The following is a 22,065-nucleotide window of genomic DNA, read 5'->3' on the forward strand; positions in this document are numbered from 1 at the left end:
AGCATGGATAACGCAACGGATCTGGCGGCGAAGATCCCCGCGGGCAGCGGGCTCTCCGCCTTCGTGGCGCTGCGCGACGAGCTTCGCGCAACCGATCTCTCCACCCTGGACGGGCCCGGCTACCGGGCCATCAACCGCCGCCTGCGCGCCCTGAAGGAGCCCGCGGGGGTGCGGATCGCCTTTCTCGGCAACGTCACGCTGGACCTGCTGCCGCCCTTCGCGGCCGCGCATTGCGCGCGGGCCGGATGGCTGGCGCGGTCGCATGTGGGCGGCATCGGGCAGGAGATGCAGGCGCTGATGTCGCCGGCGCTGGAAGACTTCCAGCCGGACGTCATTCTGCTGGTGCTCTCGCCACGCCTGCTGCGGCCCGATGCCATGGCCGGCTTCTCCGCGCTCCCGGACGAAGCCCGCCGGGCCCTGCGGGACGACCTGCTGGACCATGTCGAGCAATGGGTGGCGCTGGCGGAGGAGCGCACGCGGGCGACCCTGGTGGTGGCCAACTTCCCGATGCCGGCGGTGCCCGCGCTCGGCGTCGCCGACACCGCCGCCGGCTATGGCGAGACGGAGTTCCACCTGGAGCTGAACCTCGAGCTGCTGCGGCGGATGCGGCCGCACCGGCGCGTGCAGCTGCTCGACATCGACCGCATCGCCTCCAGCATCGGGCGCGCGCGGGCCTTCGACGAGCGGCTGTTCCACTTGGCCAAGATGGACTGGTCGGCGGCGCTCATGGCGGCGGCGGGGGAGGTCCTGGCGCGGCACGTGGTGGCCGCGAAGGGCGCCGCGCGGAAATGCCTGGCACTCGACCTCGACAACACCCTCTGGGGGGGCGTGGTGGGAGAGGAAGGGCCGGGCGGCGTGCTGGTGGGCCAGGGCGACGGAACCAGCGAGGCCTTCCTGGCCTTCCAGCAGCGCATCCGCGCGCTGAAGCAGCGCGGCATCCTCCTGGCCCTGTGCAGCAAGAACAACCCGGCCGACGTGGAGGAGGCCTTCGCCATGCGGACGGAGATGCCGCTGCGGCTGGAGGATTTTTCGGCAACCGCGATCGGCTGGGGCCCCAAGCACGAGGGGCTGCGGTCCATCGCGGAGCAGCTCAACATCGGCGTGGATTCGCTGGTCTTCATCGACGACAATCCGGCCGAGATCGCGCTGATCCGCGAGCTGCTCCCCGAGGTGGAGGCGGTGCAGCTTCCCGAGGATCCCTCGCGCTTCACCGCCGTGCTGGACGGCTTGGTTTCCTTCGAGAAGGCCGTTGTGCTGGCCGAGGACGCGGGAAAGGCGGAGCAGTACGTGCAGGCCGCGGCGCGCAACCGCTTCTCCGCCTCGGCAGGGGACTTCCAGGAATACCTGACGGGGCTGCAGACGGTGGTGACGCTGCGGCCGGCCACCGCGGCGGACCTGCCGCGCGTGGCCCAGCTCTGCGCCAAGACCAACCAGTTCAACGTGTCGGGCCGGCGCTATGCGCTGGGGGAGCTGGAGGCGATGATGGCCTCCCCCGCGCACGACATCGGCTGCGTGCGGGTTGCGGACCGCTTCGGCGATCTCGGCCTGGTCGGGCTGTTCATCCTCGCCGAGCGCGGTGCCGCGTTGCACGCGGACACCGTGCTGATGAGTTGCCGCGCGATGGGGCGCGGGGTGGAGACGGCGATGATGAACGGCATCAAGGCGCGCATGATGGCGCGACCGGGCATGCGGGCGCTGACGGCCGAGTTCATCCCCACCGCGAAGAACCACCCGGCCGCCGCTTACTTCGCGGAGCAGGGACTCGCCGCCCGGGAGACGCAGGAGGACGGGACGATCCCCTTCGCCGTTTCCCGCGAGGAGGCGCAACCCCTGCCCTGCCCCTGGCTTACCGTGGTGGAGGACGTTGCATGGATGTGATGGAACGATTGAAGCTGCTGGTCAGCGACGTACTGGAACTGGAGCCGGATGCGGTGGACGCCTCAGCGGGCAAGGAAACGCTGCCCGAGTGGGACTCGCTGGCCCATCTGCGCATCGTGGGCGCCGTGGAGGAGGAGTTCGGCGTCAAGCTGACCATGCAGGAGATTGGCGAAATGACGTCGCTCGCCGCGATCGGAAAGCTGGTCGAGCGGCACAGCGCGTGAGCCGGGGCCGATGAAGGCCGGTGTCGCCGCCCCGCGCTGGGTGCAAACGCTGCGCTTCATGGCCCGCGGCGGCGCCCTGGTCAGCCCGCGCGCCGCGCTGGAGCTGGGCGAGCCTCTGGGCCTCGGCCGCAAGACCAGCATCAGCGCCTTCTCGCTGATCAGCACGCGCGAGGGAGAGGTCCGGATCGGCGCGCGCACGGATGTGGGCACGGGCTGCTGCATCAGCGGCCATCCCGGCGGCGTCAGCATCGGAGATGACTGCCTGATCAGCCCCAACGTGGTGATCGGCGGGCCGCCGCAGGCTTCGGCGGAGGATGCGCCCGAAGGGCGCGCCACCTTGGTCGGGAACAACGTGTGGATCGGGGCGGGCGCGGTGATCCTGCCTGGCGCGGAGATCGCCGATGGCGTGATCGTCTCGCCGAATTCCGTGGTGTCGGGCATGGTCGCGGCCAACGCGATCGTGCAGGGCAACCCCGCCAAGACCATTTTCACGCGGCGCTGAAGGGCGGCACAGGTTCGACATGGAAGCATCGGCAGCGCGCGAGACCCCGGATATCGAGACCTCCTCCGACAACTACGCCTCCCGCTTCGCTGGGCCGGCGGGGCGGTACATGCTGGCCGTGCAGGAAGAGGGCGTGCTGTCGCTGCTGGGGCGTGCGCCCTCCATGCTCGGAAGGCGCGTCCTGGACGTGGGCGGCGGGCACATGCAGCTCGCGGCCCCGCTGGCGGAGCGGGGCTGCGAGGTGACGGTGTTCGGAAGCGACGAGCTTTGCGGCGCCCGGCTGCGGGCAGGGCCGTTCGCCGGACAGGTGCGCTTCGCGTCGGGGGACCTGCTCGCCCTGCCCTATCCGGATCAGGCCTTCGACGCGGTGGTCAGCGTGCGGCTGATCTCGCACATGGAGGACTGGCCGGGGCTTGTTGCGGAACTCTGCCGGGTGGCCAGGCAGTCCGTGGTCATCGACTACCCGACGCTTGCGAGCCTCAACGCCTTGTCCCTGGTCACCTTCCCACTGAAGCGGGCGATCGAGAAGAACACGCGCACCTATCGCAGCTTCCGCCCGGCCGAGCTGGAAGCGGAGTTCGCGCGGCGTGGGTTCAGGCCAGCCGAGAGCGTCAAGCAGTTCGTGGTGCCGATGGCGGCCCACCGCCTGCTGGGCAAGACCGGGATCGTGCGCGGCGTGGAGAGCGGGCTGCGCGCGGCGGGCGTGACGCGCATGATCGGCAACCCCGTTCTGCTGCGGCTGGACCGGGTGGCGGCATGACGAACAAGCCGACCGTCGCCGTCACGGGCGTATCGGGCTTCACCGGTGGCGCGCTGGCGGCGCGCCTCGCCGCCGAGGGTCACGTGGTGCGCGGCCTGGCGCGCGCGCCCCTGCCCGCACCGGGGATCGAGCTGGTGCAGGGAGACCTGTCGGACCGGACGGCCCTCGCGCGGCTGGTGGAGGGTGCCGACACGGTGTTCCACGTCGCCGCCATGTACCGCACGGAGGGCTCGGCCGAGGAGTTCATGGCGGTGAACCGCGACGGCACGCGCATGTTGCTGGAACTGGCGGAGGCCGCGGGCGTGCGGCGCTTCGTCTACTGCTCCAGCATCGGCGTCCACGGCAGCGTCGCGGTGACGCCCGGGGACGAGAACGCCCCCATGGACCCGCGCGACCCCTACCAGGACAGCAAGCTCGCGGCCGAGGAAGTCTGCCACGAGGCCACGGCGCGGGGACGGATGGAGGTGGTGATCATCCGCCCCTGCGGCATCTACGGGCCCGGCGACACGCGCATGCTCAAGATGTTCCGCATGCTCCAGCGCGGCGCCTTCGTGTTCGTGGGCGACGGCAGCCCGAACTTCCACCCGGTCTTCATCGACGACCTCGTGCAGGGCTTCATGCTGGCCATGACGGTGCCCGCGGCCGCCGGCGAGACCTTCATCATCGGGGGCGATTACCTGCCCCTGCGCGACTACGTGGCGACCGCCGCGCGGGCGATCGGGGTGGAGCCGCCGCGGCGGCGGCTGCCCTACGGCCTGATGAACGCGGCCGCGCGCGTCTGCGAGGCGCTCTGCGCGCCGCTCGGCATCCAGCCGCCGCTGCATCGCCGGCGCCTGACCTTCTTCAAGCACAACCGCGCCTTCTCGACCGAGAAGGCGCGGCGGCTGCTGGGCTACCGTCCGGCGGTTCCGCTGCCCGAGGGCTTCCGCCGGACAGTCGCCTGGTACCGCGAAACGGGGCTCCTACCGCCGGGGCGAGGGTGAGCCGGCGGCACGCGCGCCACCGCCGCTCGCGCGGGGCTCCGCCTCTTCCGTCGCATCCTATCGGCGGGCGATCGGCATGACCTCGGAGAGCAGTCGATGAAGATCGGAACGGCCATCCGGCGCTTCCTGGCACCGGGCTGGCTGGTGGCGCTGCATTACCGTCGCCGCTTCGGCGCCGTGGCAAGCCCCCGGGCGGAGGTGGAGATCAGTCCGCTGCTTGAACTCGGGTTGGGGACGCGCATCGGCCCCTTCACCAAGGTGAAGGCGACCAGCGGCCTCGTGCGGGTGGGCGCGGGGACGGAGATCGGGGCGCATTGCATGATCGCGGGGGCGGAGACCGGGATCGAGATCGGGAGGAACTGCCGCATCGGGCCGCATGTGGCGATCGTAGGCGTGAACTACCGCTACGAGCGGATCGACATGACCTTCCGCGCGCAGGGCACGACCTCGAAGGGCACCACGCGCATTGGTGACAACGTGGTGATCGGGGCCGGCGCGGCGATCCTGGACGGGGCCGACATCGCCGCCGGCGCGGTGATCCGCCCGCGGGCCGTGGTGTCGGGTAAGGTGGCGGCCAGGGCGCGCAAGCCCGGGCCGGCTTGAGGCCTTCCCGCGGTGCTCAGCCCGGCAGGTCGCGGAAGTCGCGCCGGGCGGTGCGGCGAGAGCCCGGCGGCAGCACCGCTGCAGGTTCGGAAGGACGTTGGATCCAGCCGGGCCCCTGGGCGCGGTCCTGGTCGATGCGGCGAGCGGTGGCCGCGAATTCAGGCGTGAGCAGACTGTAATCGGCGGAGTCGCGCACGCGGGCGAAAGCGTTGGCGGGGCCTGCCGCGGCCGGCAGGCTGCCGTAGCGAGCCGAGCCCGGCCAGATATTCATCACCTTCCGCGCATAGGCGATGCCGAGTTCCGCCGTGCGGGAATGGTAGCCGGCGGCGGCGAGCGGCCAGGTTCCCGTGGCACGCCGCAGCTCGTTGAGGAAGCGCGCGGCATAGCTCGCATTGGTCTGCGGATCGAAGGCGCTCTCGAGTGAGTCGAAGGCCGTGGCGTGGTGCATCAGGTTGACTTGCGCGCAGCCCACGTCGATCGAGCGGATGCCGCGTGCCTGGAATCCTTGCACGGCCGCGATAGCGGCGGCCTTGCTGTCGTAGAAATACCCGGTGCCGGCGACGTTGATGGCCCAGGGCCACGGCACGGCACGGCCGGTGGCGGGGTCGATCCGGCCGCTCTCCACGAAGGCGATGCTGCGGAGAAGATGGGTGGGCAGGTTGCCCGTGCGTTCCGCAGCCGCGATGGCCGGCAGGCAAAGCTCGCCGCCGGCACCTCCCGGCACGGCCGGACGGTCAGCCCTCGCAAGCGCGGGAGAGAGCAGAAGCGTAGCCAGGAGAGCAGCCGGAAGGCGGCGCCGGGCGTATCGTGAGCGGGGAAGCGTCTGAAGATCGGGCAACTCTGGTCCCTTCGGCCGGGGACCGCCCTGGTATCAGTCCCGATATGCGGGACTCCAATCAAGTTCGGGTGGGGACGCCTCACGGAACGAGCCGAGGTCTCGTTTCCGGAAGAAAAAGGAAGAGAATGGTCGGAGCGGCGGGATTCGAACCCACGACCCCTTGTCCCCCAGACAAGTGCGCTACCAGACTGCGCCACGCTCCGTTGCGGCGGGGTCTAGCACCCGCTTGCCGGTCCCTCAACCCCGCCTGAATGGCAATCGGCGCTTAACGCCGGGAGCCGAGCGCCTTGAGGGCCAGGACGATGGCGTCCAGCTCATCGAGGCAGGCGCGCAGCTCGCCACCCTCCGGGGTATCGGTCCCCTCCCCGGCGTCATTTCCTTCGGACAGCTCCTCGGCAGCCACGGCCGCCTCCACGCCCTCCAGCCCGCCCTCCCGAAGCAGGCGTTGCACGCCCTTGATGGTATAGCCCTGGGTGTAGAGAAGGTCGCCGATGCGGCGGAGGAGGTTGATGTCCTCGGGCCGGTAGTAGCGCCGGCCGCCGCCGCGCTTCAGGGGCTTGAGCTGGGGAAACTTGGTTTCCCAGAAGCGGAGGACGTGCTGCGGGATGTGCAGGTCCTCGGCCACCTCGCTGATGGTGCGGAAGGCGTTGGGCGACTTGCGCGGGCGCGGCGCGGAGTCGGGCCCGCCGCCCGAAGCGGCGCCACCCGCCTCTCCGCTGATCCCGCCAGGCGGGGTCGGAGTGATGCCGCCAAGCACGCTCATGCCGCTCATCGCGCTCCTGCTCAGTCCTCGCCTCGCGGCGGGGTTTCGCCGTTGATGCGAGCCTTCAGCACCTGGCTGGCACGGAAGGATAGGACGCGGCGCGGGGTGATCGGCACCTCCACGCCCGTTTTCGGGTTCCGCCCGATCCGCTGGGCCTTCTGGCGCACGGAGAACGTCCCGAACGCCGAGAGCTTCACCGCCTCGCCCGATTCCAGCGTCGCCGAAAGCCGGTTCAGCACATCTTCCAGGAGGGCCGCGCTCTCATTTCTTGAGAGCCCGACCTGCATGTAGATTGCCTCGGCCAACTGCGCGCGGGTGATGGTGTTCACGTGTCCATACCCCCTCTCGCCCCGTCTTGCCGGGCTGGGGGATTGGACCGCCGGGGCGGGGCCCCGTCAATTGACAGGGGCGCAAAGTGTGGACTCCGGCACGCAGTGTTGCACAAATGCCTAAGCGAGTCGGGCGAGCCAAGTGCCCCTCAGAACCGCGCCAGCGCCGCTCCCCAGGTCAGGCCGCCGCCGATCGCCTCCATCAGCACGAGGTCGCCCTGCCGGATGCGGCCGTCCCGCACGGCTTCGGCCAGGGCCAGCGGGATGGAGGCGGCGGATGTGTTGGCGTGGCGATCCACGGTCACCACCACGCGCTCCGCCGGCAGGCCAAGCTTGCGGCCCATGGCGTCAATGATGCGGAGATTGGCCTGGTGGGGCACCAGCCACTGCACGTCGGCCTTGGCCAGGCTGTTGGCGGCCAGGGCCTCGTCCACGGCGGAGGCGAGCTTGGAGACGGCGTGCCGGAAGACCTCGCGCCCGGCCATGCGCACCATGCCGCCTTCCACCTGCAGGATGTCGCCGTGGCGGCCGTCCGAGTGCAGGTGGGTGGAGAGGATGCCGCGCTCGCCCGGTTCGTCCTCGGCGCGCAGGAGCACGGCGCCGGCGCCATCCCCGAACAGCACGCAGGTGCCGCGATCGGTCCAGTCCAGGATCCGGGTGAAGGCCTCGGCCCCGATCACCAGCGCGCAGCGACAGGCGCCGGAGCGCAGCATCGAATCGGCCACCCCCACCGCGTAGATGAATCCGGTGCAGGCCGCGGAGATGTCGAAGGAAAAGCCGCGGTGGATGCCCAGCTTCTCCTGCACGCGGGTGGCCGTGGAGGGGAAGGCCGAGTCGGGGGTGGCGGTGGCCAGGATGATGGCATCCACCTCGGAAGCATCGGCACCCGCCTGGGCAAGGGCCTCCCGGCAGGCGGCCGCAGCCATGTCGGCGGTGGATTCGCCGGGCGCGGCCATGTGGCGGCGGCGGATGCCCGTGCGCTCGCTGATCCAGGCGTCGGAGGTGTCGAGGTTGTAGGCCTCGGCCAGCTGGTCGTTGGTGAGGACGCGCGCGGGCAGGTAGCCGCCCGTGCCGGCGATGACGGAACGCAACATCAGCCCGCCACGGCCTGCGGGTTCTGCCCGAGCCGGTCCGCCTTCTCGGCGGCCTTCTGTCCCAGCAGCGCCACGCCCGTCCGGATGCGCTCGTTGAAGCCGTGCGTCACCATGTCCATCGCGACGTCCAGCGCATGGGCGAAGCCGAGCGCATCCGTACCGCCATGGCTCTTCACCACCACGCCGTTCAGGCCGATCAGCACGGCACCGTTGTAGCGGCGCGGGTCCATCCATTCGCGCAGGCGGTCCAGCGCGGGCCGCGCGAGAAGATAGCCGAGGCGCGCGGGAATGGATGAGTTGAAGACCTGGCGGAGCAAGGTGCCGACGAGCTTGAGCGCGCCCTCCCCGGTCTTCAGGGCGACGTTGCCGGTGAAGCCGTCGGTCACCACCACGTCCACGGTGCCCGCGGTGATGTCATGGCCTTCCACGAAGCCGTGGAAGTTCGCGCCCACATGGCTGTCGCGCAGGATTTCGGCGGCCTGGCGAATGCGCTCGTCTCCCTTCAGTTCCTCCGAGCCGACGTTGAGCAGGCCGATGGAGGGGGCGGTCAGGCCCAGCACCGCGCGGGCGAAGGCGTCGCCCATCACGGCGAATTCCACGAGGTTGCGGGCCTCGTAGGTGATGTTGGCACCGAGATCGAGCAGCACGACATCGCCGCGCGCCGAGGGGCCGATGGCGGCGAGCGCCGGGCGGTCGATCTCGGGCATGGTGCGAAGCACGATCTTGGCCAGCGCCATCAGGGCGCCGGTGTTGCCGGCCGAAATTACGCCCTCGGCCTCTCCCGCTGCCACGGCGTCGATGGCCATGCGCATGGAGGCGCGGCGCAGGCGCAACGCCGCCGTCGGCTTCATGTCGCCCGGAATGGCGTCCGGCGCGTGACGAACCGTGCAGATGGCCGCGGCCTTCGGACGGGTGGAAAGACCCGCCTTCAGGCGCGCCTCATCCCCCACCAGCAGGAAACGGACGTTGCGGTGGCGGTCCGCAGCGCGCTCGATGCCGTCCAGCACCACGTCCGGGGCGTGGTCGCCCCCCATGGCATCGATGGCCAGGGAGAAACGCTCCACCCCCGCCGCTTCCGTCCCCCGCCCGAAGGACCGGGAGGCGCCGGGCTGGGGAGAGTCCGGCACGGAGGCGCCGGACAAAGAGGCCCCGGATGCGGCCAATGCCGGCGCTCCTCAACAGTCGCTAAAGATGTCTGAACGCAGAGCGCGGGGCCGGCTCAGGCCCGCACGGCGCCCTTCAGGGGCTTGCCGGCCGCAACGACCTCACGGCCGTCATAGAAGCCGCAGGACACGCAGATGTTGTGCGGACGGCGCAGCTCGCCGCAGTTCGGGCAGTCGGCATGCGCCTCCTTCGGGAGGGCGTGGTGGCTGCGGCGCATCCCGCGGCGGGACGGCGAAACTTTTCTCTTCGGAACGGCCATCGGTGCCGGGCCTTTCTATATTGCAACACGTCACGCGAACGGACGGGATTCTCGGGAGGGGCGCGCCATACCACCCGGGCCAGCCCGGAGCAAGCACGCAGGTGTCAAAGCGGCGTCAGCCGGGCTTCTGGATGGCCCCCAGGGCGCGCAGGGCGGCAAAGGGCGATGAGCCTCCCTCCTTCGCCTCGGCTGGAAGTTCCGCACCGGGAGCACGCGGATAGGGATCGAGGGAGAGGGCCAGCTCCTGCACCAGGGCTTCCCCGATATCGGTCGTTCCATCGGGATTGGACTCGATTTCGTCCGGGCCCTCCTCAAGGTCGTCGGAGGGTTCCTCGCCGGGCGGCAGGATGCGCCAGTCGATCGCGGCCTTCACCGGCTGATGCACCGGTTCGAGCGTGACCACGCATTCCTGCACCACCTGGGCGCTGAGCGTGCCGCGGGCTCGGATCGCCTGGCCCGGGGCGGGAGTCAGGTGAATTTCTGCCGAGAAGGCTTCCAGGCTCAGCAGGCCGAGGCGCCGGGCGAGAGCCTCGCGCTCCTCCGGCGTGGCCTCCAGCCGCTCCTGGCGCCCTTGCGGGCTGACGGACACGTGGCGGAGGGAGCGGTGGAACTCGGCGGTCATGCGGGGATCCCGAATTCGGCCCGGCCTTCCGCGAAGTTCCCGAACGCCTGGCCGGCCAGGGTGGCGTCCAGTGCCATGGCATGGGCGGCGAGCCCGGACACGGCGCCTTCCGGCGCGCCCTCGGGCCAGATGTTGCGGGAAAGCGCCGCCTCCAGCGCCGGGCGGTCGCCTGCCGCGAGCGCGCCCTCATAGGCCAGGGCGCGGCCATGGAAGGCCTCCCACATGCGGCGCACGCGCTTGCCGATGGACATGTCGCCCACGCCCATCTCGCGCAGGTTCAGGTCCATGTCGGCGAACATCGCGTCGAACACCGCCTGGGCCAGGGCAGGGCCACGCGGGTCGGGGTCGCGGTGGAGGCGCCGCACAAGCAGTGCCGCGTGCAGGGCGACAAGGTCGAAACGGCCTTCCAGCGTGTCCGGCACGCGGTCCTCCCCGAACAGGCCGGGATCCCGCGCGGCCTCGACCGCGGCGGTGTAGAGGGCGAAGCCGGAGCGCTCATGCGGGCGGCGGCGGAAAAGGCCGAACAGGGCCATGGGGCTCCCACGGTTTCTTGCCGGCAACCCTCGCGGGCGGGGCGGCGGTGCCGCTCTGTTGACCGGGCGGCGGGGCGGTGGCAATCGAACCCGCGAGATGGCCCTCCCTCCCCTCCCCGTCAATCCACTCGTCCACCGCCCTTCGGGCGATCCCCGTGCGCGAGGACGGACGGCGCCCTGGCGCGCGGCGCTGATGGCGTCCGCGCTCGTGCTGGCCGTGCCGGTGGCAGGCTGCGGGGTTTTCGCGGCGCCGGAGCAGCTCCGCGGCAACCCCGCCGACGCCGAGATGCTGCAGCAGCTCACGCCCGGCGTGTCCAGCCGGGCGGATGTGACGGCGGTGTTGGGCTCGCCCAGCGCGACCTCCACCTTCGACCAGCGGGAGTGGTACTACATCAGCGCCACCAGCCACATTCGGCCGGGCCGGGTGCCCGCCGTGGACAAGCAGCGGGTGGTGGTGGTGCGCTTCGACGACCGCGGCATCGTCGAGGGCATTGACCAGAAGGGCCAGGACCAGATGCGGGACGTGGCGGTGGTGGACCGCACCACGCCCGTGCCGGGCAACGACCGCTCCCTGCTGCAGGCGCTGTTCGGCAATATCGGACGCTTTGGCCCGACCGCCGCGCCGGAAACCGTGCCCGGCGCCAATGGTGGGCTGGGCGCGCCCACGCGCTAGCGGCTTTCAGGCCGGGGCGGCGGCGCCCCGGCTCCGGCCGGCGCGGCGCCCGCCTATGCGGCGAAGCGCACGGGGCGGCGGGCGATCCGCAGCAGGGCGATGACCAGCGCCGGCAGCACCAGGATGTTCAGCAGGTTCCAGCCGCTGGTGGCGTGCAGCAGGCCCGAGCCGAAGGCCGTGCAGGCCACGGTGCCGAAGACGATGAAGTCGTTGGCGGTCTGGGCACGGACGCGCTCGGTGGGGGTATGGGCTTCGGCCAGCAGGGTGGTGGCGCCGGTGAACATGAAGTTCCACCCGACGCCGAGTGCCATCAGGGCCAGGGTGAAGTGCAGGAAGTCCTTGCCCATCAGCGCCAGCGCGACGCAGAGGGCGTTCAGCACGATGCCCGCCACGATGACCGGCCGCGTGCCGAAGCGGCCGATCAGCCGGCCGGTGACGAAGCCCGGGGCATACATCGCCATGGCATGTACCTGGATGACGGTGGCGCTGGCCGGGATGCCGAAGCCGCAGAGCATCATCTCCAGCGGGGTCGAGGTCATCAGCAGGTTCATGGAGCCATAGGCCACCGCCCCCGTCAGGGCCGCCGTCAGGAAGGCAGGGCGGGCCACGATCTCCATCACCGGGGTCGCCACGGCGGCACGGGGCGGCGCGGGCGGCAGGGTGACCCGTGTGAGCAGCGCCATGCAGGCCAGCGGCATCAGGGCCAGGAACAGGTAGGTGCCCAGGAACAGGAAGGGCGCCAGCAGGTCGCGGCTGTGCTTCACCAGTTCCGGCCCGAGCGCGGCCGCGATCACGCCGCCGGCCATGACGAGCGCGATGGCGCGCGGCCGGTAGGCCGGCGAGGCGACCTCGGCGGCCGCGAAGCGGTAATGCTGGGCGATCCCGAAGCCGAGGCCCGCCGGGATGGCGCCCAGGCAATACAGGGGAAAGCTCGCCTGCCAGACGCCCAGCGCGAAGACGAGGCTGCCCAGCAGGCTACCCGCGGCGCCCAGCATGAAGCCCGCCCGGCGGCCGAGATGGGCGAACACCATGCCCGCGGGGATGGAAGCGGCCATGGTGGCGAGCATCTGCAGGGCCATCGGCAGGGTGGCGAGGGACTTGTTCTCGGCCAGGCTGTAGCCGATCAGCGCACCCATGGTGGCCTGCCCGACAACCGAGGAATTCATCAGCGCCTGGCAGCAGAAGAGCAGCCGGACGTTGCGGCGCATGGCGGTGTCGGCGGGACGGTCCATGGTGGTCGCTGACATCAGAAGTGACTCCATCCCCCCCGCGGAAGGGTCACGGCCCGCCCGTCATGGTCCCGCACCGTGGCCTCCGCCGGCCCTGGCGTGAAGTGCCCGATGCGCGCAACCGCCGTGCCCGTGGCGCGGGACGCGGCAAGGATGCGCGGGGCATCCTCCGGGGCGGCGGCGAACAGCAGCTCGTAGTCGTCGCCGCCCGTGGCGAGGCGGGGGAGCCAGGACGGGTCGGCCCCGACCAGGGCGGCGGCGGGCGGGGAGAGCGGAAGGGCCGCGAGGTCCAGCACGGCGCCGAGGCCGCCCGCGCGGCAGAGATGGCCGAGGTCCTGGATCAGCCCGTCCGAGACGTCCATGGCCGCCCGGGCCAGGCCACGCAGCGCGGCGCCAAGGGCGAGGCGCGGCTCGGGCAGGCGGTAGCGCCGGGCAAGGTGATCGTCGGGCGGAAGGCGGCCCTGGAGAACGGCGAGGCCGAGCATGCCATCGCCGATCGTGCCGGAGACCCAGAGGTCGTCGCCGGGCAAGGCGCCCGCGCGGCGCAACGCCCGGCCAGGCGGGACGGTGCCGAGAATGGTGAGGGAAAGGCAGGCGGCGCCGGAGGTCGCAACGGTGTCCCCACCCAGCACATGCAGGCCGAACTCCCGCTGGTCCGCAGCCAGCCCGGCCGCGAAACCCTCCAGCCAGCCGGGCGGCGTGCCGCGCTGCAGGGCGGTGGTCATGAGATAGGCGAGCGGCGCCGCCCCCATGGCCGCGAGATCGGACAGGTTCACCCGGAGCAGCTTGCGGCCGACCGTCTCCGGGGGATCGTCGGGCAGGTAATGGACGCCCTCCACCATGGCGTCGGCTGCCAGGACGAGGTCGAGGCCGGGCGGTGGCGAGAGGAGGGCGGCATCGTCCGACAGGTCCAGCGCCCCCTCTCCCGCGAGGGGGCGGAAGTGGCGGGCGATGAGCGCGAATTCGGGGGGAAGGCTCACCCTGGAGCTCAGCCTGGGCGCGTCAGGCGCGCGGCTGGAACTCGGCACCGCGCATCTGGCGCGCGAGCGCGTCCAGCACGCCGTTGGCGAAGCGGGGCTCCTCGCCGTCGAAGAAGCCGTGGGCGATGTCCATGTATTCGTTGATCACCACCCGCGCGGGGGTGTCGCCCCCGGCCCAAAGCTCGGCGGCGGCGGCGCGGAGGAGGGCGCGCAGCACGGGGTCCAGCCGCTCGATGGTCCACTTGTCCGACAGGTGGGCGGCAATGGCGGTGTCGATCGTCTCGGAGTCCTTGGCGGCGCCGCGGACGATCCGACTGAACAGCGGCACGTCGGCCTGGGGCACGCGACCGTCCTCGAAGCCGTCCTCGGTGCCGAGGGTGCCGATGCGGTGGCGAACGAACTGGTCGATCACCGTCTCGGCGCTTTCCCCGCCCGCCTCGGACTGGAAGAGGGCCTGCACGGCGGCCACGCGGGCGCCGGTGCGGGGCCGGCCGGGGTTCGGGCGGGCTCCCTTGGCGCCCTTCGATGCGCCGGGTTTCGGGGCCTGGGTCATGCCGCCGTCTCCGTGAATGTCCCGGCGAACTTCCGGGCGAGCGCGATCTGGCCGATCATGGCGTTCGCGGCCTCCACCCCCTTGTTGTGCCGGTCGGGCGAGGAGCGGGCGATGGCCTGCTGGATGCTGTGGACGGTGAGCAGGCCGAAGCCGATGGCGGCGCAGGTCTCGATGGACACGTCCATGACGCCGCGGCAGGCCTCGCGGCAGATGTGGTCGTAATGGTCGGTCTCGCCCTTCACCACGCAGCCAAACACCAGGAAGCCGTCATGGCCCCCGGCGCGGACGGCCATGCGCAGCGCCGCCGGAAGCTCGAAGGCGCCGGCCACGTCCACCACCTCGGTCTCGGCGCCGAGGCCGGCGAGGACCGCGAGCGCGCCATCGACCATGCCGCCCACCACGTCCGCGTAGTAGGGGGCCTGGATCACCAGCACGCGGGGCGGCGGGCCATCCAGCTCGGGCGGGGCGCGGAGCGGGCTGTCGGCGGTGCTCACGGGTTGTCTCCGATGGGTCGGGTGTCGTGCAGGGTGATGCCGTAGCCCTCCAGGCCCACGATGGGGCGGGGGTGGTTGGACAGAAGGGTCATCTCGCGCACGCCGAGGTCAGCCAGGATCTGGGCGCCGATGCCGTAGTCGCGCAGCTCGGGCGAGATCTTCTCGCGCCCGGCACGCACGCGCTCGGACAGCGCCGTGGCCTTCACGTCGCGGATGAGCACCACGACTCCCCTGCCCTCCCGGGCGATCTCCTCCATGGCCATGTGCAGGTCCTTGGGGCCGTGGCGGCCGGTGATGTCGGCCAGCAGGTTCACGGCATGCATGCGGACCGGCACGGGGCCGGGGCGGGACAGGTCGCCCTTCACCAGGGCCACGTGCTCCCCGTATTCCAGGGTGTTGGCATAGATCACGACGCGCCAGGGCCCGCCGGGGGCGTCGTCCTGGGTGCCTTCCTCGACGCGGCGGATCAGGCGCTCCGTGCGGCGGCGATGGCCGATCAGGTCGGCGATGGTGCCGAGCTTCAGGCCGTGGAGCTGGGCGAAGGACACCAGGTCGGGCATTCGGGCCATGGTGCCGTCGTCGTTCATGATCTCGCAGATCACGCCGGCGGGGTTCAGGCCCGCGAGGCGCGAGAAGTCCACGGCGGCCTCGGTGTGCCCGGCGCGGACCAGCACGCCCCCTTCCCGCGCCACGAGCGGGAAGACGTGGCCGGGGGTGACGATGTGCTCGCGGTTCAGCTCGGGGTTGATGGCCACCGCCACCGTGCGGGCGCGGTCGGCGGCCGAGATGCCGGTGGTCACGCCGTCGCGCGCCTCGATGGAAACGGTGAAGTTGGTCTGGTGGCGGGTGCCGTTGCTCTGCGCCATGAGCGGCAGGCCGAGCTGCTCCACCCGCCCGCGGGTCATGGCCAGGCAGATCAGGCCGCGGGCGTAGCGGGCCATGAAGTTGATGGCGTCCGGCGTCGCGAACTGGGCGGGGATCACGAGGTCGCCCTCGTTCTCCCGGTCCTCGTCGTCCACGAGGATGAACATGCGGCCGCGGCGGGCCTCCTCCAGCAGCTCCTCGGTGGGGCTGATGAAGTCGGCGAAGGAGGTGGTGGTGGTCTGGATGTTCATGCGCCGGCCCCCTCGAACTGACGGAGCCGGGCCACGTAGCGCGCCAGCATGTCGATCTCGATGTTCACCCGCCCGCCCGGCCGGAGGGTGCCGAGGGCCGTGACCTCGGTGGTGTGGGGGATCAGGTTCACGCCGAAGGTGGTGTCGTCGGCCGCGTTCACGGTCAGCGAAACGCCGTCCACGGTGATGCTGCCCTTCTCCGCCACGAAGCGCGACAGGCCCTGCGGCAGGCGGAAGGTCCAGCGGTGGGAGCCATTCTCGGGGAACACGGACAGGATCTCGGCCACCCCGTCCACATGGCCGGAGACCACGTGACCGCCCATCTCGTCGCCCATGCGCAGCGAGCGCTCCAGGTTGATGCGCGTGCCCTCCGCCCAGGCGCCCAGCGTGGTGCGCGACAGGCTTTCGGCGGAGATCTCCACCTCGAAAAGGTCCTCGGCCAGGGTCACCACGGTCAGGCAGCAGCCGGAGCAGCAGATGGAGGCGCCGATGGCGACCCCTTCGAGCCAGCCGGGCGGGGTGGCGATGGCGACGCGCATGTCCTGGCCCGCCCCGATGGGGGTCAGGCGTCGGATCGTGCCGATGGCGGTGACGATGCCGGTGAACACGGGGGATGGTTCCGTTTCGATCGGGAGAAGCCCCGGAAGGGCCCGGAGGAGATTTCCGGTCTGCACCAGGGGATGGCGTGGGGGGCGCCTCCTGGCAAGGGGGAAGCCGCGCAGGTCAGGCCGGCGCGGCTGGCCCTGGAACAAGGTCGGCCTCGACCAGCCAGCAGGTCCCGGCGGGGCGGCGGGCGGTGACGCGGAGGCGCGGCATCTGGTCCAGCCGGTCCACGCCGAGGGAATGCAGCCCGGGCAGGCCATCGCCGCCCATCAGGGCGGGGGCCGCGAACCAGGCCAGACGGTCCACCAGCCCCGCGCGCAGGAGGGAGGCGGCCAGCGCGGCTCCGCCCTCCACCATCAGGCGGGTGATGCCCTTGGCGGCCAGGGCGCGCAGCAAGGTGAACGGTTCCAACCCGCCGCCGGGCGCGGGGGGCACGTCGATCAGCTCCGCCCCCCGCTGCTCCAGGGCCGCCATGGTGGCGGGGTCGTGGCCGGGGGCCGTGGCGATCCAGGCCGGGGCCTCGCTGTTGAAGAGGCGGGCGGCGAGCGGGGTGCGGAGGCGCGCGTCGGCCACCACCCGCACGGTGGGCACGGGGGCATAGCCCGGCAGGCGGCAGGTCAGCTCGGGGTCGTCGGCCAGCACCGTGCCGCTGCCGGCCATGACGGCGTCGTGCGCGCCCCGCAGCGCATGGGCCAGGCGGCGCGCCTCCGGGCCGGTGATCCACTGGCTCTCGCCGGCGCGGGTGGCGATGCGGCCGTCCAGCGTGGTGGCGAGCTTGAGCGTGACCATCGGCAGCCCCTGGGAAAGGCGCTTGCTGAAGCCGGCGTTGACGCGCCGCGCCTCCTCCTCCAGCAGGCCGACCTCCACCGTGATTCCGGCGTCGCGGAGACGCTTGAGGCCCACGCCGTCCACCCGCGGGTCGGGGTCCCGCAGCGCCACCACCACGCGGCCGACGCCCGAGGCGATCAGCGCATCGGTGCAGGGGGGCGTGCGGCCCCAGTGGCAGCAGGGCTCCAGGGTGACGAAGGCGGTGGCCCCGCGTGTCTGCCCGGCAGCGGCGCGGATGGCCTCGGTCTCGGCATGCGGGCGGCCGCCCGGCCGGGTGTGGCCGCGGCCGACCACGCGCCCGTCCCGGACGATGACGCAGCCGACGGAAGGGTTGGGCCAGGTGTTCCCCAGGCCCCGCGCCGCCAGGGCCAGGGCCGCCCGCATATGCTGCTCATCAGACACGGGGCGCATGTGCGCGCGGGATCAGGAGTTGTCCAGGGAGCCCAGAAAGGCGTGGAAGTCCTTCGCGTCGCGGAAATTCTCGTAAACGCTGGCAAACCGCACGTAAGCCACGGGATCCAGTTCCCGCAGCACCTCCATCACGCGCTGGCCGATCATGCGGGAGGTCAGCTCCTCCGGCCCTTCCGACTCCAGCCGGCGCTGGATGCCCGTGACGATGCGCTCCACCTGGTCCTCGTTGACCGGGCGCTTGCGAAGGGCCACGCGGATGGAGCGGGCCAGCTTCTCGCGGTCGAAGGCAACGCGGCGGCCGTCGGTCTTGAGCACCGTCAGCTCACGGAGCTGCACCCGCTCGAAGGTGGTGAAGCGGGCGCCGCAGGCGTTGCAGGAGCGGCGCCGGCGGATGCTGGCGCCATCCTCCGCCGGACGGCTGTCCTTCACCTGCGTGTCCTCGGACTGGCAGAAAGGGCAGCGCATCCGGCTGTTTCGGGCTTAGCTGGCGTAGATCGGGAAGCGGGCGCAGAGGGCATGAACCGCCTCGCCCGCCGCCGCCTCAACCGCCGCGTTGCCCTCCGGCGAGTTGGCGCGGGACAGGCCGTCCAGCACCTGGCCGATCAGGCGGGCCACCTCTGCGAACTCGGCCTCGCCGAAGCCGCGGGAGGTGGCGGCGGGCGAGCCCAGCCGCACGCCGGAGGTGACGAAGGGCTTGGCGGGGTCGAAGGGAATCGCGTTCTTGTTCACCGTCAGGTGGGCGCGGCCCAGCGCGGCCTCGGCCGCCTTGCCCGTCAGGTTCTTGGGGCGGAGGTCCACCAGCACGAGGTGGTTGTCGGTCCCGCCGGTGACCAGGCCGAAGCCCTGCGCTGCCAGCTCGGCGGCCAGGGCGCGGGCGTTATCGACGACGGCACGGGCATAGGTGCGGAACTCGGGGCGCAGCGCCTCGGCCAGCGCCACGGCCTTGCCGGCGATGACATGCATCAGCGGCCCGCCCTGGGTGCCCGGAAACACCGCGGAGTTGAGCTTCTTCGCCAGCGCCTCGTCATCCGAGAGGATCAGGCCGCCGCGGGGTCCGCGAAGGGTCTTGTGGGTGGTGGTGGTGACCACATGGGCGTGGGGGAAGGGTGAGGGATGGGCGCCGCCAGCCACGAGCCCCGCGAAATGGGCCATGTCCACCATGAAGATCGCGCCCACCTCGTCCGCGATCTCGCGGAAGCGGGCGAAGTCCCAGGTGCGGGCATAGGCGGAGCCGCCGGCCAGGATCAGCTTGGGGCGGCTCTCCCGCGCGATGCGGGCGACCTCCTCCATGTCGATCATCTGGTCCTCGCGCCGGACGGTGTAGGGCGCGACCTTGAACCACTTGCCGGACAGGTTTACCGGGGAGCCGTGGGACAGGTGCCCGCCGGCCGCGAGGTCCAGGCCCATGAAGGTGTCGCCGGGCTGAAGGAGCGCGAAGAACACCGCCGAATTGGCCGAGGCGCCGGAATGGGGCTGCACGTTGGCGAAGCCGCAGCCGAAGAGCTTCTTGGCGCGCTCGATCGCCAGCGTCTCCGCGATGTCCACGATCTCGCAGCCGCCGTAGTAGCGCTTGCCCGGCAGGCCCTCGGCGTACTTGTTGGTCAGCACCGAGCCCTGGGCCTCCAGCACGGCGCGGGAGACGATGTTCTCCGAGGCGATCAGCTCGATGCCGTCCTGCTGGCGCACCATCTCGCGCGCCAGGACGTCGGCGATCTCGGGATCGATCTCCGAGAGGGGGGCGTTGAAGAAGCGGTCGGTGCTGGCGGCGGGCGAGAGGTCGTTCATGGGGTGCGGGTCCAGTCCGGCGAGAGCTTCAGGACCCGGCGGTCGTGGCGGCCGCCGGCATAGGGGGTGGCGAGAAAGGCGCGCAGCGCTTCCAGCGCCGGTTCGACCCCGGTCATGCGAGCGCCGAAGGCGATCACATTGGCATCGTTGTGCTCGCGCGAAAGGCGGGCGCCGGTGGAGTCGTGCACGAGGGCGCAGCGGATGCCCGGCAGGCGGTTGGCGGCAATGGAGATGCCGATGCCAGTGCCGCAGACCAGAACCCCGTAGCGGGCGCGGCCGGCCTGCACGGCCTCGGCCACGGCCGCGCCGAAGTCGGGGTAGTCCACGCTTTCCGGGCCCTGGGTGCCCATGTCGAGCACGGAGTGTCCGGCCTCCTCCAGCGCCTGGCGGAGGGTGGACTTGAGGGCGACGCCGGCATGGTCGGCGCCGACGGCGATGGTGAGCGGGGCGGACATGGCGGCGCCTCTACCACGGCTTGTGCCGCGGGTGGAACGCCGGCGCTCATCCTTGGGGGCAGGTCCGCCATGCGGGAGCGCGGGGAGGCCGGGCGGAGCGGCAGGGCTTGGCGCCCGCGCCCGGCGGCGCGACAACATCCGGCATGACCCACGCCCCCTTCCCCACCGCCCGCCCGCGCCGGAACCGGCTGGACGACCCGACCCGCCGGCTGGTGGCGCAGAACCGGCTCTCGGTGGACGACCTGATCTGGCCGATCTTCGTGGTGGAGGGCGAGGGACAGCGCCAGGCGGTGGCCTCCATGCCCGGCGTGTTCCGGGTCTCGCTGGACGGGCTGTCCGACCATGTGGGCCCGGCGGCGGCGCTGGGGATCCCGGCCGTGGCCCTGTTCCCGGCCACCCCCGCGGAGAAGAAGGACGCGGAGGGAACGGAAGCGAAGAACCCGGAGAACCTGATGTGCCGGGCGGCGCGACAGCTTGCGCGGGACTTCCCGGAACTGGCGCTGGTGGGGGACGTGGCGCTCGACCCCTACACCGACCACGGTCATGACGGGGTGATCCGGACCGGCTACGTCCACAACGACGAATCGCTGGAGGTGCTGGTTGCCCAGGCGGTGGTGCAGGCCGAGGCGGGCATCGGGATCATCGCGCCGTCGGACATGATGGACGGGCGGGTGGGCGCGATCCGGGCGGCGCTGGACCGGCGCGGGCTGATCCATACGCGCATCATGGCCTATTCGGCGAAATACGCCTCCGCCTTCTACGGGCCCTTCCGCGATGCCGTGGGCTCGGGCGGAGCGCTGAAGGGCGACAAGCGCACCTACCAGATGGACCCGGCCAATTCCGACGAGGCGCTGCGCGAGGTGGCGGCCGATCTGGCCGAAGGCGCGGACATGGTGATGGTCAAGCCCGGCATGCCCTATCTCGACATCCTCCAGCGGGTGAAGGAGCACTTCTCGGTGCCGACCTTCGCCTATCAGGTGAGCGGCGAGTACGCGATGATCGCGGCCGCGGCGCAGAACGGCTGGATCGACCGGGAGCGGGCGATGATGGAAAGCCTGATGAGCTTCCGCCGCGCGGGCGCGGACGGCGTGCTCACCTATTTCGCGGTGGATGCCGCGAGGCGGCTGCGCGCCGGCTGAACCGGCGCGCGGGGTGGCTGCCGCCCGCCGGGGCACCGGCCGGACCGGTGCCCCGGGGGCGCGTCGTCACATCGCCGCGCGGCGACGGCCCTGGCGCGGCGGCGTCGGCACGTCGGCCGGCGCGCTGAAGGCGGTGCGGAGCGCCTCGCCCACCTGACGCTGGGCCTGCTTGGCCTTGGTCAGCACCGCGTCGGCCCCGAAGAACTCGTGGGTCACGCCGGGATAAACCGTGTGCGTGACGGGCACGTTGGCCGCGCGCAGCTTGTCCGCCAGTCGGTCGCCGTCAGAGGCCAGCGGGTCGATCTCGGCATTCACCAGCAGCACGGGCGGCAGGCCCGCGAGGTCGGCGCGGCCGACGATGTCCAGGCGCGGGTCCTGCAGCTGCGCGGGGCCGGTCGTGTAGTTGGCGACGAACCACTGGATCATCGGCTTGTTCAGCGGCTTGGCGTTGGCGAAGCGGGTGTAGGAGGGCGTCTCCAGGTCCACGCCGCCGACGGGGTAGATCGCGACCACCGTGCGCGGGGCGACCAGGCGCCGGTCGCGCGCGAAGATGGCGGCGTTCAGGGCGAGGTTGCCGCCCGCGCTCTCGCCCACGATGGCCAGGCGGTTCGGGTCGCCGCCGATCGCGGCGGCGTTGGTGACCAGCCAGGCATAGGCGAGGTTGGCGTCGTCATGCGCGCCGGGGAAGCGGACCTCGGGTCCCTGGCGGTAGTGGACGGAGACCACGATGGCCTCGGCCTCGGCGCAGAGGGCGCGGGCGGAGGCGTCGTAGGTCTCGATGTCGGCGATGACCCAGCCGCCACCGTGGAAGTAGAGGATCACGGGCAAGGGGCCGCTCGAGCGCGTGATGGGGCGGTAGATGCGCGCCTGCAGCGCGTTCGGCACCGTGGTCAGCGCCAAGTCCTGCTGGCTGTTGATCGGGCGCTGGGGATTGATGTTCTGCTGCTCCAGCGCGCGGGCGCGCACCGCGTCGGCCAGGCTCGGCTGCTGGCGGGCCTGGGCGGCGCCGAGCGTCTCGATCGGCAGGGGGTTCAGCCGGGCGTAGCTTTCCAGCAGCGACAGCATCTCGGGGTCGGCGCGGCCGGTCGGGTCGGCGTTCATCGCCATCTGGCGGGCGGCGGGGGCACAGGCGGCGGTAAGGCCAGCCAGGCCGAAGGGCAGCATCATCGCCCCCCGGCGGGAAAGAGTCGTCATGTGGGGTTCTTCTCCAACGGCCCGGGTGGGCACTGCCGGCAGGAACGTCACGCT

Annotated in this window: 26 protein-coding genes, 1 tRNA gene and 1 pseudogene; 8 read left to right on the forward strand and 20 right to left on the reverse strand. The window is 71.7% G+C overall.

From position 1 onward, the window contains the following. The first annotated feature begins 3 nt into the window (after positions 1-3). From ACFFIC_RS23855 to ACFFIC_RS23880, 6 genes are all read left to right on the forward strand, one after another. Complete coding sequence (locus ACFFIC_RS23855) at positions 4-1,878, forward strand: HAD-IIIC family phosphatase (protein ID WP_377055072.1); 1,875 nt, start codon at positions 4-6, stop codon at positions 1,876-1,878. Then, a complete protein-coding gene (locus tag ACFFIC_RS23860; protein ID WP_377055074.1) occupies positions 1,869-2,102 on the forward strand; it encodes an acyl carrier protein in 234 nt (77 codons plus the stop codon). Before ACFFIC_RS23855 ends, ACFFIC_RS23860 begins: the two co-directional genes overlap by 10 nt. Positions 2,103-2,112: 10 nt before the next feature. Beyond that, on the forward strand, positions 2,113-2,604 hold the full coding sequence (locus tag ACFFIC_RS23865; protein WP_377055076.1) for an acyltransferase: 492 nt from the start codon (positions 2,113-2,115) through the stop codon (positions 2,602-2,604). 19 nt (positions 2,605-2,623) lie between these two features. Further along, positions 2,624-3,364, forward strand: coding sequence for a class I SAM-dependent methyltransferase (locus tag ACFFIC_RS23870; RefSeq protein ID WP_377055078.1), 741 nt, complete (start codon positions 2,624-2,626; stop codon positions 3,362-3,364). After that, entirely contained in the window at positions 3,361-4,347 is a 987-nt protein-coding gene (locus ACFFIC_RS23875) for an NAD-dependent epimerase/dehydratase family protein (RefSeq protein WP_377055080.1), read from the forward strand. Before ACFFIC_RS23870 ends, ACFFIC_RS23875 begins: the two co-directional genes overlap by 4 nt. 96 nt (positions 4,348-4,443) lie before the next feature. Further along, on the forward strand, positions 4,444-4,950 hold the full coding sequence (locus ACFFIC_RS23880; RefSeq protein ID WP_377055082.1) for an acyltransferase: 507 nt from the start codon (positions 4,444-4,446) through the stop codon (positions 4,948-4,950). A gap of 16 nt (positions 4,951-4,966) precedes the next feature. Here ACFFIC_RS23880 and ACFFIC_RS23885 read toward each other — a convergent pair whose 3' ends face one another. From ACFFIC_RS23885 to ACFFIC_RS23925, 9 genes and pseudogenes are all read right to left on the reverse strand, one after another. Further along, positions 4,967-5,674 (reverse strand): transglycosylase SLT domain-containing protein, encoded by a 708-nt coding sequence (locus tag ACFFIC_RS23885; RefSeq protein WP_377055084.1) that lies wholly within the window; start codon positions 5,672-5,674, stop codon positions 4,967-4,969. A 240-nt stretch (positions 5,675-5,914) separates the two neighbouring features. Next, positions 5,915-5,991: transfer RNA gene (locus ACFFIC_RS23890), tRNA-Pro, on the reverse strand. A 220-nt stretch (positions 5,992-6,211) separates the two neighbouring features. Then, positions 6,212-6,560 (reverse strand): annotated as a pseudogene (locus ACFFIC_RS23895) (MerR family transcriptional regulator); the annotation flags it as partial. A gap of 11 nt (positions 6,561-6,571) precedes the next feature. Beyond that, positions 6,572-6,880: an integration host factor subunit alpha gene (locus ACFFIC_RS23900; protein WP_377055088.1), complete on the reverse strand. Its 309-nt coding sequence runs from the start codon at positions 6,878-6,880 to the stop codon at positions 6,572-6,574. 149 nt (positions 6,881-7,029) lie between these two features. Next, positions 7,030-7,974 (reverse strand): beta-ketoacyl-ACP synthase III, encoded by a 945-nt coding sequence (locus ACFFIC_RS23905; RefSeq protein WP_377055090.1) that lies wholly within the window; start codon positions 7,972-7,974, stop codon positions 7,030-7,032. Then, positions 7,974-9,008 (reverse strand): phosphate acyltransferase PlsX, encoded by a 1,035-nt coding sequence (gene plsX / locus ACFFIC_RS23910; protein ID WP_377055726.1) that lies wholly within the window; start codon positions 9,006-9,008, stop codon positions 7,974-7,976. The genes ACFFIC_RS23905 and plsX overlap by 1 nt, the downstream gene beginning before the upstream one ends. A gap of 185 nt (positions 9,009-9,193) precedes the next feature. Beyond that, a complete protein-coding gene (gene rpmF / locus ACFFIC_RS23915; RefSeq protein ID WP_140881893.1) occupies positions 9,194-9,397 on the reverse strand; it encodes a 50S ribosomal protein L32 in 204 nt (67 codons plus the stop codon). Between the two features lie 115 nt (positions 9,398-9,512). Further along, positions 9,513-10,019 carry a YceD family protein gene (locus ACFFIC_RS23920; protein ID WP_377055092.1) on the reverse strand — a complete coding sequence of 169 codons (507 nt, stop codon included), beginning with the start codon at positions 10,017-10,019 and terminating at the stop codon, positions 9,513-9,515. Further along, positions 10,016-10,552: a ubiquinol-cytochrome C chaperone family protein gene (locus tag ACFFIC_RS23925; protein ID WP_377055094.1), complete on the reverse strand. Its 537-nt coding sequence runs from the start codon at positions 10,550-10,552 to the stop codon at positions 10,016-10,018. The genes ACFFIC_RS23920 and ACFFIC_RS23925 overlap by 4 nt, the downstream gene beginning before the upstream one ends. 193 nt (positions 10,553-10,745) lie before the next feature. Between ACFFIC_RS23925 and ACFFIC_RS23930 the strand changes: the two genes are divergently transcribed. Then, positions 10,746-11,225 (forward strand): outer membrane protein assembly factor BamE, encoded by a 480-nt coding sequence (locus tag ACFFIC_RS23930; protein ID WP_377055096.1) that lies wholly within the window; start codon positions 10,746-10,748, stop codon positions 11,223-11,225. Between the two features lie 53 nt (positions 11,226-11,278). Here ACFFIC_RS23930 and ACFFIC_RS23935 read toward each other — a convergent pair whose 3' ends face one another. The 10 genes from ACFFIC_RS23935 to rpiB all read right to left on the reverse strand — a co-directional run bounded on the left by ACFFIC_RS23935 (position 11,279) and on the right by rpiB (position 19,678). After that, positions 11,279-12,472, reverse strand: a complete 1,194-nt coding sequence (locus ACFFIC_RS23935; protein WP_377055098.1) for an MFS transporter — start codon at positions 12,470-12,472, stop codon at positions 11,279-11,281. Next, positions 12,472-13,434 (reverse strand): thiamine-phosphate kinase, encoded by a 963-nt coding sequence (gene thiL, locus ACFFIC_RS23940; protein ID WP_377055100.1) that lies wholly within the window; start codon positions 13,432-13,434, stop codon positions 12,472-12,474. Before thiL ends, ACFFIC_RS23935 begins: the two co-directional genes overlap by 1 nt. 22 nt (positions 13,435-13,456) lie before the next feature. Then, positions 13,457-13,987, reverse strand: a complete 531-nt coding sequence (nusB, locus tag ACFFIC_RS23945; RefSeq protein ID WP_377055102.1) for a transcription antitermination factor NusB — start codon at positions 13,985-13,987, stop codon at positions 13,457-13,459. Beyond that, a complete protein-coding gene (gene ribH, locus ACFFIC_RS23950) occupies positions 13,984-14,481 on the reverse strand; it encodes a 6,7-dimethyl-8-ribityllumazine synthase (protein ID WP_377055104.1) in 498 nt (165 codons plus the stop codon). The genes nusB and ribH overlap by 4 nt, the downstream gene beginning before the upstream one ends. Further along, the gene (gene ribB, locus ACFFIC_RS23955) at positions 14,478-15,596 is read right to left on the reverse strand and encodes a 3,4-dihydroxy-2-butanone-4-phosphate synthase (RefSeq protein WP_377055106.1); all 1,119 of its coding nucleotides are present in this window, start codon (positions 15,594-15,596) and stop codon (positions 14,478-14,480) included. Before ribB ends, ribH begins: the two co-directional genes overlap by 4 nt. Further along, positions 15,593-16,204 (reverse strand): riboflavin synthase, encoded by a 612-nt coding sequence (locus ACFFIC_RS23960; protein ID WP_377055108.1) that lies wholly within the window; start codon positions 16,202-16,204, stop codon positions 15,593-15,595. The genes ribB and ACFFIC_RS23960 overlap by 4 nt, the downstream gene beginning before the upstream one ends. 115 nt (positions 16,205-16,319) lie before the next feature. Further along, positions 16,320-17,438 carry a bifunctional diaminohydroxyphosphoribosylaminopyrimidine deaminase/5-amino-6-(5-phosphoribosylamino)uracil reductase RibD gene (ribD, locus tag ACFFIC_RS23965; protein WP_377055110.1) on the reverse strand — a complete coding sequence of 373 codons (1,119 nt, stop codon included), beginning with the start codon at positions 17,436-17,438 and terminating at the stop codon, positions 16,320-16,322. 12 nt (positions 17,439-17,450) lie between these two features. Beyond that, on the reverse strand, positions 17,451-17,903 hold the full coding sequence (nrdR, locus tag ACFFIC_RS23970; RefSeq protein ID WP_377055112.1) for a transcriptional regulator NrdR: 453 nt from the start codon (positions 17,901-17,903) through the stop codon (positions 17,451-17,453). A 15-nt stretch (positions 17,904-17,918) separates the two neighbouring features. Continuing rightward, complete coding sequence (glyA, locus tag ACFFIC_RS23975) at positions 17,919-19,223, reverse strand: serine hydroxymethyltransferase (protein WP_377055114.1); 1,305 nt, start codon at positions 19,221-19,223, stop codon at positions 17,919-17,921. Then, on the reverse strand, positions 19,220-19,678 hold the full coding sequence (gene rpiB, locus ACFFIC_RS23980) for a ribose 5-phosphate isomerase B (protein WP_377055116.1): 459 nt from the start codon (positions 19,676-19,678) through the stop codon (positions 19,220-19,222). Before rpiB ends, glyA begins: the two co-directional genes overlap by 4 nt. A gap of 143 nt (positions 19,679-19,821) precedes the next feature. On the opposite strand from rpiB, the gene hemB reads away from it, so the two are divergent. Continuing rightward, the gene (gene hemB / locus ACFFIC_RS23985) at positions 19,822-20,817 is read left to right on the forward strand and encodes a porphobilinogen synthase (protein WP_377055728.1); all 996 of its coding nucleotides are present in this window, start codon (positions 19,822-19,824) and stop codon (positions 20,815-20,817) included. A gap of 66 nt (positions 20,818-20,883) precedes the next feature. On the opposite strand, the gene ACFFIC_RS23990 is transcribed toward hemB, so the two are convergent. Continuing rightward, a complete protein-coding gene (locus ACFFIC_RS23990; protein ID WP_377055118.1) occupies positions 20,884-22,011 on the reverse strand; it encodes an alpha/beta hydrolase in 1,128 nt (375 codons plus the stop codon). Between the last annotated feature and the right edge of the window lie 54 nt (positions 22,012-22,065).

This window comes from Muricoccus vinaceus (assembly GCF_042433125.1).
GTDB lineage: Bacteria > Pseudomonadota > Alphaproteobacteria > Acetobacterales > Acetobacteraceae > Roseomonas > Roseomonas vinacea.